General features: G+C 28.7%; 11 protein-coding genes. All 11 read left to right on the top strand.

The features are described 5' to 3' along the window. The first annotated feature begins 136 nt into the window (after positions 1-136). The 11 genes from murJ to BT997_RS10495 all read left to right on the top strand — a co-directional run bounded on the left by murJ (position 137) and on the right by BT997_RS10495 (position 11701). Positions 137-1438, top strand: coding sequence for a murein biosynthesis integral membrane protein MurJ (gene murJ, locus BT997_RS10545; RefSeq protein ID WP_072681859.1), 1302 nt, complete (start codon positions 137-139; stop codon positions 1436-1438). A 61-nt stretch (positions 1439-1499) separates the two neighbouring features. Continuing rightward, a complete protein-coding gene (locus BT997_RS10540) occupies positions 1500-3209 on the top strand; it encodes an ABC transporter ATP-binding protein (protein WP_072681858.1) in 1710 nt (569 codons plus the stop codon). 61 nt (positions 3210-3270) lie between these two features. Next, positions 3271-4335, top strand: coding sequence for a quinone-dependent dihydroorotate dehydrogenase (locus BT997_RS10535; RefSeq protein ID WP_072681857.1), 1065 nt, complete (start codon positions 3271-3273; stop codon positions 4333-4335). 74 nt (positions 4336-4409) lie between these two features. Next, complete coding sequence (locus tag BT997_RS10530; protein ID WP_083568686.1) at positions 4410-5675, top strand: pitrilysin family protein; 1266 nt, start codon at positions 4410-4412, stop codon at positions 5673-5675. Positions 5676-5846: 171 nt separating this feature from the next. Next, positions 5847-6734: a 4-hydroxy-tetrahydrodipicolinate synthase gene (dapA, locus tag BT997_RS10525; RefSeq protein ID WP_072681855.1), complete on the top strand. Its 888-nt coding sequence runs from the start codon at positions 5847-5849 to the stop codon at positions 6732-6734. Next, entirely contained in the window at positions 6734-7513 is a 780-nt protein-coding gene (locus tag BT997_RS10520; protein ID WP_072681854.1) for an enoyl-ACP reductase, read from the top strand. Before dapA ends, BT997_RS10520 begins: the two co-directional genes overlap by 1 nt. Beyond that, positions 7513-8055: a CDP-diacylglycerol--glycerol-3-phosphate 3-phosphatidyltransferase gene (gene pgsA / locus BT997_RS10515; protein WP_072681853.1), complete on the top strand. Its 543-nt coding sequence runs from the start codon at positions 7513-7515 to the stop codon at positions 8053-8055. Before BT997_RS10520 ends, pgsA begins: the two co-directional genes overlap by 1 nt. Positions 8056-8066: 11 nt before the next feature. Further along, a complete protein-coding gene (gene rseP / locus BT997_RS10510) occupies positions 8067-9119 on the top strand; it encodes an RIP metalloprotease RseP (protein WP_072681852.1) in 1053 nt (350 codons plus the stop codon). Between the two features lie 10 nt (positions 9120-9129). Beyond that, positions 9130-9810 (top strand): YggS family pyridoxal phosphate-dependent enzyme, encoded by a 681-nt coding sequence (locus BT997_RS10505; RefSeq protein ID WP_072681851.1) that lies wholly within the window; start codon positions 9130-9132, stop codon positions 9808-9810. 149 nt (positions 9811-9959) lie between these two features. Next, a complete protein-coding gene (locus BT997_RS10500) occupies positions 9960-11459 on the top strand; it encodes a hypothetical protein (protein WP_072681850.1) in 1500 nt (499 codons plus the stop codon). Positions 11460-11467: 8 nt separating this feature from the next. After that, complete coding sequence (locus BT997_RS10495) at positions 11468-11701, top strand: hypothetical protein (protein ID WP_072681849.1); 234 nt, start codon at positions 11468-11470, stop codon at positions 11699-11701. The last annotated feature ends 2 nt before the right edge of the window (positions 11702-11703 follow it).

The raw sequence follows: 11703 nt of genomic DNA, 5'->3' as shown, positions 1-11703 counted from the left end.
AACTTTTAAGTTAAAGAACACAAATTATTTATACTGAAAGTATACTAGTAATGCGTGTAGTATGTGTAAAGAGTGCGTTTAGAGTTTGTTTAGTCTTTAAACAACTTTTTGTTAAAATCCATATAAAAAGAATCTTATGTTAATCAAATCAATTTTTACAAATAGCAGTGGTATTTTATTCTCTAGAATCTTAGGTTTCATAAGAGATTTACTTACAGCATCAATACTTGGGGCTAATATATATTCAGATATCTTTTTTGTGGCATTTAAATTACCAAACCTTTTTAGAAGAATATTTGCAGAAGGCGCTTTTACACAAGCTTTTATTCCTTCTTATGCAAAGTCAAAACATAAAATAAGATTTTCATCTATTATATTTTTACAATTAATTGGTTTTTTATTAGTTTTATCTTTATTTGTAACACTATTTTCTAGTCTTATTACAAAAGCTATAGCTGTGGGGTTTGATGCAAAAACAATTGATTTAGCAGCACCCTTAGTAGCTATAAACTTTTACTATTTACCTTTGATATTTATAGTTACATTTATGGCAGCCCTACTTCAATATAAAAATCATTTTGCAACAACTGCTTTTTCTACTGCACTGTTAAATATAGCACTTATTGGAGCACTTCTTATTTCGAAAGATTTAGAAAAATATGAAATTACATATTATCTATCATATGGAGTTTTAGTAGGTGGTTTATTACAAGTACTTGTACATTTAATTGCCGTAAAAAAACATAACCTATGTAAAGTATTTACTTTTAAAAAGCATGAGAAAAAAGAAGAAAATAGATTTTATAAAAGTTTTATGGGAGCAACATTAGGAAGTTCAACGGCACATCTATCAGCCTTTTTAGATACATGGTTAGCTTCTTTTTTAGTAAGTGGATCTATCTCTTATCTTTACTATGCAAATAGAGTTTTTCAACTTCCACTTGCTCTTTTTGCAATTGCAACTTCTGTTGCCCTATTCCCTATGGTAGCAAAGGCAATTAAAAATAAAGATGAAAATAAAGCTTTACAATTAATGAAAAAATCTTCACTCATTCTTTTTGGACTTTTAGGAACTGCAACTATTATAGGTATAATATTTAATGACTTAATTGTTTGGCTTTTATTTGAAAGAGGGGCTTTTACTTCAGAAGATACAACAAATACCTCTTTAATTCTTACTATGTATCTAATAGGTTTAGTACCATTTGGATTAGCAAAAATATTTTCACTTTGGCTTTATGCAAATGAAAAACAATTTATCGCAGCAAAAATATCTATGAAGTCATTAGCATGGAATATAGTTTTTTCTCTTATTCTTATTATTCCATATGAAGCAGCTGGACTTGCATTTGCAAGTACAATTAGTGGATTTGTTCTTCTTTTTCTTACATTAAAAGAGTTTGGATTTAATAAATTTAAAACCTTGATTTTCAAATAAGCTTTTACAATAACTATTTTAGATATAATATCTACCTTTTAAACAATAAAGTAGGATATTAATGAAAGAATTTTTTAAATACTATATACCATATTATAAAGACTATAAACTAAAAATCTTTTTTGCTTTTATAGGTATACTTCTAGTTGCCGGGGGAAGCGCAGGTCTAGCTTATGTAATAAAACCCTTATTAGATGAAGTATTTATTGCAAAAGACCAACAAATGTTATATTTAGTTCCACTTCTTTTAATTATTGTACAAACAGCTCAAGGAGTTGGTAAATACATTCAAGTTTACTATATTTCATATGTGGGTCAAGATATTATTCGAATAATAAGAGATAAATTATTAGCACACATTTTAACTTTAGATATTTCATTCTTTCAAAAAAAACATGGAGGAGAGTTAATATCAAGAATTACTAATGATATTAATAGAATTCAATCAGCTGTATCAACTCAAATTGCTGGATTAATTAGAGAATTTCTTACAATCATTGCTTTAGTATGTTATGTTATATTCCTAAACCCAGAACTTGCTTTTTATGGCTTAGTTGTAATGCCTTTAGCTCTTTATCCAATCAGTATATTGGGTAAAAAGATGAAAAAACTATCTTTTCGTTCACAAGAATCTGCTTCAGATATCACTTCTCATTTAAGTGAAGTTTTTAACAATGTTGAAATAATCAAAGCAAACTCAACTGAAACTAGTGAACTAGAAAAATTTGAAAAACATAATAAAAACTTTTTTAATATCAATATCAAGTCTGTAAAAACAAATGAACTGACTTCACCTATCATGGAAACTATTGGGGCAATTGCTGCTGCATTAGTAATTATATTTGGTGGTTCACAAGTTATTGAAGGAACAATGACCGCAGGAACTTTTCTTTCATTTATAGCTGCACTTTTTATGCTTTATACTCCAATAAAAAGAATGGCTTCTATTTACAACTCACTTCAAAATGCAATTGCTGCACATGAAAGAATTTTATCTATTTATAATATTAAACCTACAATTCTTACAGGTAATGAAGATATTCCAGTAGATATTGAAAAAATAGAATTTAAAAACGTTGACTTAAAATATGATGATTTCACTGCCTTAAAAAACATAAACTTATCTGCTTTAAAAGGTGAAAAATTTGCACTTGTAGGTGATAGTGGTGGTGGGAAATCATCTTTAATAAACCTGCTAATAAGATTTTATGACACTAGTAGTGGTCAAATTTTATTTAATGACACTTGTCTTAGAAATATAAATATAGATTCATTAAGAAAAAATATATCAGTTGTAACACAACGAGTTTATATTTTTAATGATTCAGTTGCTTCAAATGTGGCCTATGGATATAAAATAGATGAAGAAAAAGTAATTGCAGCTTTAAAACAAGCTCATGCATATGATTTTGTATCTACAATGGAAAATGGTATCTATACTAAGCTTGATGAATTTGGTACTAATCTTAGTGGTGGACAAAGACAAAGAATTGCAATTGCAAGAGCTTTATACAAGAACCCTCAAATATTAATCCTTGATGAAGCAACATCAGCACTTGATAATGAGAGTGAATCAATCATCTCAGAAGTGATTGATGAAGTAAGCAAAAATAGAATTACCTTTGTTATTGCACATAGATTAAGCACAATCAAAAATGCTGATAAAATTGCCGTATTTAAAAAAGGTGAAATAGTTTGTATTGATAGTGAAGAAAAATTGTTAGAGAACTGTAACGAGTACAAACGGCTATATAACCTAGCTAATATTTAATATCAACGTTTATTCAACGATGTTTAGATAAAATATTAAAATTTTTAAATAAGGGAAGAGTTTGTTTAACTATAAAACACTTAAGAAACTACTGTTTTTATTTCAACCTGAAACCGCACATAACCTTGCGGAGTTAGGATTAAGAATTTTACCAAATTGTAAGTTGATTAATAATTACATGGTAAATAAAAACTTTATAATGAATCCAAAACTTTCGCAAGAACTTCATGGAATTAAATTTGTAAATCCAGTTGGTCTAGCAGCAGGTTTTGATAAAAATGCAACTATGATTAAATCTATGCCAGCACTTGGATTTGGTTTTACTGAGATTGGAACGATGACTCCAAGAGCTCAAGATGGAAATCCAAAACCAAGAATGTTTAGGTACCCTGAACATAATTCAGTGCAAAATGCAATGGGATTTAACAATGAAGGTTCAGCAAAAGTTTTAACAAACCTAAAAAAAGTTTACCCTTTTTCAATTCCAGTTGGTGCAAATATTGGAAAGAATAAAACAACGCCTGAAGAGTTTGCATTGCAAGATTATAAAACTTTAATTAGAAAGTTTGAAGGGACAAGTGATTATTTAGTAATTAATATTTCAAGTCCTAATACACCAAATTTAAGAGATTTACAAAATGAAAAGTTTATTACAGAACTTTTTACAATGGCAAAAAGTTTAACACAAAAGCCAATTTTTCTTAAGATTGCACCTGATATGGAAGTTGATGTAGCAATTAATCTTTGTAACACTGCTGTAAATGCAGGAGCAGCAGGGATAATTGCAACAAATACAACTATTGATTACTCTTTAGTTCCAAATTGTCAGGATTTTGGTGGTTTAAGTGGTGCTTGTTTAACACAAAAATCACATAATTTATTTGTAGAATTAGCAAAAGAGTTATATGGGAAAACAACACTTATTTCTGTTGGAGGAATTTCAACAGGAGAAGAAGCATATAAAAGACTGAAAGCTGGTGCATCTTTAGTTCAATCATACTCAGGTATGATTTTTGAAGGACCTTCAATGATAAGAAAAATCAATGAAGAAATTTTAGAACTGATGAACAAAGATGGATTTAATAATATATCTGAAGTTATTGGTTCAGATTTAAAAACAAAATAAATATTTAAAAAGGAACATTTTTGAAAAAAATTTTAATATCTTTTTTGTTCTTTGCATTTTTTTTAGGAGAATTAATGAGTCAAAGTTTACCAAAGTATCATACTAAGACTTTAGAAAATGGTTTAAAAATTGTTGTTATTCCTATGGATAATGAATCAAATGTAGTTTCTACAAACATTTTTTACAATGTAGGTAGTAGAAATGAAAAAATGGGAAAATCAGGTATTGCACATATGCTTGAACATCTAAATTTTAAATCAACAAAAAATCTAAAAGCTGGAGAATTTGATGAGATAGTGAAAGGATTTGGAGGAGTTAATAATGCTTCAACATCTTTTGATTACACAAAGTACTATATTAAATCAAGTTCAAAAAATATGGATAAATCTTTAAAACTCTTTGCAGAGTTAATGCAAAACTTAACTTTAAAAGATGAAGAATTTCAACCTGAACGTGATGTAGTAGCAGAAGAAAGAAGATGGAGAACTGATAATAATCCAATGGGTTACTTACAATATAGATTATTTAACAATGCCTATATTTATCATCCATATCATTGGACACCAATTGGTTTTACAAATGATATAAAAAATTGGACAATTGAAGATATTAGAGATTTTCATAGTACATATTATCAACCAAAAAATGCAGTAGTTGTTGTTGCAGGAGATATTACAAAAGATGAAGTATTTAAATCAACAACCAAATATTTTGCTAAAATTCAAAATATTAAAGAAATTGAATCAAAAATTCATACAGTAGAACCAGTACAAGATGGTGAAAAAAATATTGTAGTTTATAAAGATACACAAGTTGAGATGCTTGCAATGGCTTATCATATTCCAAACTACGAACATGAAGACCAAGTTGCATTAAGTGCCTTAAGTGAACTATTAAGTTCAGGGAAAAGTTCATATTTACAAAAAGTACTTGTAGATGAAAAAAGATTAGTAAATTCTGTTTATGCATATAACTTAGAATTAACAGACCCTGGTCTTTTCATGTTTGTTGCAGTTTGTAATGAAGGTATTAAAGCAAAAGATGTAAAAAAAGAGATTAATAAAATTATAAAAAATATAAAAAATGGTCAAATTACAAAAGAAGAGATTAATAAAATTAAAATAAATACAAAAGCTGATTTCATCTTCTCACTTGAAAGTTCAAGTTCAGTTGCAGGATTATATGGAAGTTATTTTGTAAGAGATAATATTAAACCTCTTTTTGAATATGAAGAAAAAGTTGAAAAACTAAAGAAAAAAGATATTGTTGAAGTTGCAAAAAAATATTTAACAAAGAAAAACTCAACAACATTAATTCTAAAGAAGGAGGAAGATCAATAGTGGATAATAAAATAACTAAACAAAAATTTGGCGGAAATTCTAACTATGAACTTTCAAAACAAATTTTTCTAAATAAATTAGGCAAGAAATAAAAAGATTATAATGTAGATACTAGAGTTTAAAATCTAAATAGTATCATGAAAATTTAAAAAGTTTAAAAGGGAAAATTAAATGAATAATATTACAGGTGCGATGACCGCACTTATTACTCCATTTAGAGATGGGAAATTAGATACACAAAGTTATGAATACTTAATAAAAAGACAAATTGCACAAGGAATGGATGCTGTTGTTCCAGTAGGAACTACAGGAGAAAGTGCAACATTATCCCATGCAGAACATAAAGAATGTATTGAAATTGCAGTAGCAACTTGTAAAGGTACAAATGTAAAAGTTATTGCAGGAGCTGGTTCAAACGCAACACATGAAGCTTGTGATATTGCAAAACATGCTCAATCTGTAGGTGCAGACGGACTATTATCTGTTGCTCCATATTATAACAAACCTTCACAAGAAGGCTTATATCAACATTATAAAGCAATTGCGCAATCAGTTGAAATTCCTTTTATGATATATAATGTACCTGGACGTACAGGAGTTGATATTGAAGCAAATACTGCTATTAGATTATTTGATGATGTTTCAAATATCTATGCAATCAAAGAAGCAACAGGTTCTTTAGAAAGAGCAATTGAAATTTCTTCACAAAGACCAGATTTTTGTCTAGTTTCAGGAGATGATGCAATTGACTTTCCAATGTTAGCAAATGGAGCAAAAGGAATTATTTCAGTAACATCAAATTTACTTCCAAATTACAAAAGTAAATTAGTACATAGTGTATTTGATGGAGATTATGATACAGCTAAATCAATAAATAATGATTTATATAAACTAAATAATACGCTATTTGTTGAAGCAAATCCTATTCCAATCAAAGCAATTATGTATCTTGCTGGATTATTAAATACATTGGAATATAGACTTCCATTAACAGCTCCAAGTGCTGAAACTATGAAAAAACTTGAAGAAGTATTAAAAAATTATGAGGTGATAAAATAATGAGTAACAATATGAAGGGCAAAACTTTAGTAATTAGTGGTGGTACTAAAGGTATTGGAAAAGCAAACGTTTATAAATTTGCAGAAAATGGAGTAGATGTTGCATTTACATACAATTCAAATAAAGAAATAGCACAAGAAATTTGTGATGATGTAGAGGCAAAATTTGGAGTAAAATGTAAATGTTACCCTTTTAATGTATTAGAACCAGAAACATATAAAGAACTATTTTTAGAAATTGACAAAGATTTTGATAGAGTTGATTTCTTTATTTCAAATGCAATGATTTATGGAAGAGCAGTTGTTGGTGGATATGGTAAATTTATGAAACTAAAACCTAGAGGATTAAATAATATCTATACTGCAACTGTAAATGCATTTGTATGTGGTGCACAACAAGCTGCTAAAAGAATGGAAAAAGTTGGTGGTGGTTCTATTGTTTCTTTATCTTCTACTGGAAATTTAGTATATATTGAAAACTACTCAGGACATGGTACAAATAAAGCAGCTGTAGAAGCTATGGTAAGATATGCAGCAACTGAACTTGGAGCTATGAATATTAGAGTAAATGCAGTTTCAGGTGGTCCAATTGATACTGATGCATTAAAAGCATTTACAAACTATGAAGAAGTTAAACAAAAAACTGCTGAATTTTCTCCATTGGATAGAATTGGGCAACCAGAAGATTTAGCACAATCATGTTTCTTCTTATGTACACAAGAAGCATCTTGGGTTACAGGACATACATTAATTGTTGATGGTGGGACTACTTTTAAATAATGAGTAAAGCTCTAAATCTTCCTAATATCTTAGCTCTATTTCGTATAGCATTAGCACCGCTAATGCTATGGTTTTTAATTGATAGAGATAGTACATTATTTTCCACATGGCATCCAAGCTGGCTTGATTATTTTGCAGGACTAGTATTTGTAATAGCCTCTGTTACAGATTTTTTTGATGGTTATATTGCAAGAAAATGGGATCAAATGACAAAGCTTGGTGCAATTCTAGACCCCTTAGCAGATAAAATGCTTATGTTAGCAGGGTTTTTAGGATTGATGGTTATTGATAGGGCTTCAGCTTGGGCTGTATTTCTAATTCTTTCACGTGAATTTTTCATAACAGGTCTTCGTGTTATGGCAATTGGCGAAGGTAAAGATGTTGCTGCATCTATGGCTGGAAAAGTAAAAACTGTTATACAAATGATAGCAATAGGTTTTTTAATTATGAATTGGCCATTTGCAACAACTCTACTTTGGATTGCTGTTGCATTAACTTTATACTCAGGATATGAGTATACTAGAGATTATTTTACAAATTAACTGGAGTATTTTTGGGTACTATTACTTTTCTACTTGTTCTTTCTTTTTTAGTATTTTTTCATGAATTAGGTCATTTTTTAGCTGCACGTTATTATGGTGTTACAGTTCATGTCTTTTCAATAGGTTTTGGTCGTCAAGTTTATTCTAAAGTTTGGCGTGGAACAAAATGGCAGATTGCACTTATTCCATTAGGTGGATACGTAAAAATGAAAGGTCAAGATGATACAAAACCAGGCCTTCAAGAAGCTGGGAATGATTCATATAACAACAAAACACCTTGGCAAAGAATAGTAATACTTTTTGCAGGACCTTTTGCAAACTTTTTATTAGCTGCTATTTTATATTTTGTAATTGCACTTGCTGGTGCAAATTCATTAAGTCCTACAGTAGGAAAAATTCAAGAGAATTCACCTGCATTCCGTGCTGGCATAAAAGAAGGTGATGTAATAAAAAGAATCAACAATTTTGATATTAAAACATGGGAAGAACTTGGTTCAATTATTAGAAGTTCAGATGGTTCATTAAAATTTTTTATAGAAAGAAATGGACAAATTATTCCAAAAACAATAAATCCTCATATTTCTGATGCACAAAATATATTTAACGAAAATATTAGAAAAAGAATGATAGGTATTTCCCCTGCACCAAAATTAGTAACTATTTACCATGACCCAATAGGTGCATTAGGTTATTCTTGGGATAAAACTATAGAATCATCTAAAATGATTTTTCAAGGTGTACAAAAACTTATCCAAGGAATTATCCCAAGTTCTGAGATTGGTGGAGTTATTACAATTGGAAAAGTTATATCAGATGCAAGTGAATCATCAATAATAGCACTTTTTGCAATTACTGCACTTATTTCTGTTAACTTAGGAGTATTAAACCTTCTTCCAATTCCAGCCCTTGATGGTGGACATATAATGTTTAACTTATATGAAATAATTGCAAGAAGAAAGCCAAGTGACCAAGTTTTTATGTTTATGACAATTGGTGGTTGGGTTATTTTAGGCTCTTTAATGTTACTTGGAATTTATAACGATATTAATAGACTATTAGGATAAAAGGTTTAAAATGAAAAAAGAGACTGCTGTAAAAAACTTAGATACAATCATTACAAAAGTTGAAGGTGCTAGATTAAAAGTTTCAGAACACCACATAGTAAAAATCATAGGTATTTCAAAATACTCACAAAGCCAAGATGTTGCTACATTATATGATGCAGGACAAAGAGCTTTTGGAGAAAATAAAGTACAAGATTTAAAAGTAAAAAGTGAAGAACTCAATGAACTTCCTTTAGAATGGCATTTTGTAGGACGTCTTCAAAAAAATAAAATAAATAATTTAATCGATTTAAACCCAACTTTAGTTCAATCAATTGATAGTCTAGAACTAGCCCAAGAGTTTAATAAAAAACTTCAAATTAAAAACAAAAAAATTTCTTGTCTTTTACAAATTAATTCAGCACAGGAAGATAGCAAAACTGGAGTACTTCCAGAAGAAGCAGTAAATATTTATAAAAAGATTTTAGATACTTGCCCAAATATCAGATTAAAAGGTGTTATGAGTATTGGAGCACATGTAGAAGATAGAGAAATTATAAAAGAGTCTTTTAGAACTACAAAAAAAATCTATGACGAATTAGTTCCTTTAGGAGCTAAATACTGTTCAATGGGAATGAGCTCTGATTTTGAACTTGCAATTGCATGTGGTTCAAATATGATTAGAGTTGGTTCTACTTTATTTAAAGACTAAATTAGTCTTTAAATAATAAATTATACTTTCTTAAATAACTATTCCTTTAAAAAAATAATTTTTTTCCTCAAAAATAAGAAAAAAAATGCTAAAATAATAGATATAATTAAAATGGCTATTGTACTAGTAGTTTTCAATAAAGGGATAGCATGCAAAATATCAAAGATATTGAAGAGTGGTTAACTTACCATGATATTAAAAATTATTCAATCTCTGAAAATCTACAAATCAAAGTTTACGGTAGTGTAAATTTAAAAAATAAACTAGCAGAAAAAAAACTACCAATCGTTTTTGAAAGTATAAATGGATATTTTGATATCAGTGAAAATAATTTAGAATCACTTGAAGGTTGTCCAAATATAGTTCAAAAAGATTTTAATTGTTCAAATAATAATTTAGCTTCACTTTTTGGAGCTCCACATACAGTAGGAGACTTTGATTGTTCAAGAAATAGATTAAAAGACTTGTCTTATAGTCCTAAAAAAGTTGAAGGATATTTCAACTGTTCAGATAACTACATAACTTCAATAAACGGAAGTCCTCGAACCATAAAAGGTTATTTCAAATGTTCTAATAATAGTTTAAGTTCATTAAAAGGTGGACCAAAATATATACAAGATTTTTTTGATTGTTCAAACAATAAAATTGAACACCTTGTAGGAGGTCCTGTAACTGTAGGTCAAGATTATATTTGCCACTGGAATGAGTTAAGAGGATTAGAAGATATTGCAAATGAAATACTTTGGGACATCATAACTGATATAAGTCTAAATCATATACCTTCAAGTAGTTTTGATGAAGAAAAAAAGACGTGGAGATATAAAGGGAAAGAAGTAATTAGGCATATTTACAAGCCTATTGTTGCAATAACAAATAAAGACGATATAAGTAAGTGGCTACATACTAATAATATAAAAAATTTTAAAATTTTAGAAGATAACTCGGTAGATGTTCAAGGTGATGTAAGATTATCAAATACCTTAGAAAATTTATTAAAACTACCTATTAATTTCAATGAAGTACATGGTGACTTTGATATAAGTGATAATGTACTTACATCACTTGAAGGTTCTCCTCAAAAAGTAACTGGTGATTTTTTAGCTTATAAGAATGAACTACAGTCACTAAAAGGTGGACCAAAAGAAGTTGGAAAGAATTTTGTAATATTAAAAAATAATATTCGTTCTTTAATCAATTCACCCTCTACAGTTGGGGATGATTTCATTTGCTCTCATAATCCATTGACAACTTTAGAAGGTCTTACAAATGTAGGGGGTTCTATTTTTACAAGCGTATTTATACCCACTTTAGCATATAAAGAGTTTTCTTATCATTCTATACTCACATATAAGTATACTGGTGCTGCAATAATGGAATATCTGGATAAAGAGTATATTACTCTAACAGAAGAAGAAAAAATTTACTTAAAAACAAAGCAAAACCTAGAGAATGTAATTAGTAAAATGATAAAAGAAAATGCTCTTAAAATTGATATGATAAATGATACTTTATTAAAAAACCTTACAAAATATAATCTTATTGATTTAAAGAAAAAAGTTTTATTATTAAAAGAGCCAAAAAAACAACCATCTAAAAAAGAATTATCAGAAGAAGAGATATTACAGTCAGTATTTGATTTAGAAATTTAAGGGGAAAAATGCAAATTTCAACTAATAGAACTAGTTATGAATCAACGATACATAATAACAATTCTGTTCAGCAAAGTAAACCATTAAACAGAGTAAAACAATTTATTGAGGCATTTAGAGTAGATTTAAGTTCCAGAGCTCTTTCAAGTAAAGAGTTTAATGACCCAAATATATACTTTCCTACGCACAATCCTGATGTACTTCAATATTCAAATAATTTAAATCTTATACTCAAGCCATGAAA

This window comes from Arcobacter sp. LA11 (assembly GCF_001895145.1).
Classification (GTDB): domain Bacteria; phylum Campylobacterota; class Campylobacteria; order Campylobacterales; family Arcobacteraceae; genus Halarcobacter.
This window is presented reverse-complemented; position numbering and strand designations above follow the sequence as displayed.

Coding starts and splice junctions, on each gene's coding strand:
- BT997_RS10520 (WP_072681854.1), top strand. CDS start 6,734: ATGAGTAACAATATGAAGGGCAAAACTTTAGTAATTAGTGGTGGTACT.
- murJ (WP_072681859.1), top strand. CDS start 137: ATGTTAATCAAATCAATTTTTACAAATAGCAGTGGTATTTTATTCTCT.
- BT997_RS10505 (WP_072681851.1), top strand. CDS start 9,130: ATGAAAAAAGAGACTGCTGTAAAAAACTTAGATACAATCATTACAAAA.
- pgsA (WP_072681853.1), top strand. CDS start 7,513: ATGAGTAAAGCTCTAAATCTTCCTAATATCTTAGCTCTATTTCGTATA.
- BT997_RS10530 (WP_083568686.1), top strand. CDS start 4,410: ATGAGTCAAAGTTTACCAAAGTATCATACTAAGACTTTAGAAAATGGT.
- BT997_RS10500 (WP_072681850.1), top strand. CDS start 9,960: ATGCAAAATATCAAAGATATTGAAGAGTGGTTAACTTACCATGATATT.
- BT997_RS10495 (WP_072681849.1), top strand. CDS start 11,468: ATGCAAATTTCAACTAATAGAACTAGTTATGAATCAACGATACATAAT.
- dapA (WP_072681855.1), top strand. CDS start 5,847: ATGAATAATATTACAGGTGCGATGACCGCACTTATTACTCCATTTAGA.
- BT997_RS10540 (WP_072681858.1), top strand. CDS start 1,500: ATGAAAGAATTTTTTAAATACTATATACCATATTATAAAGACTATAAA.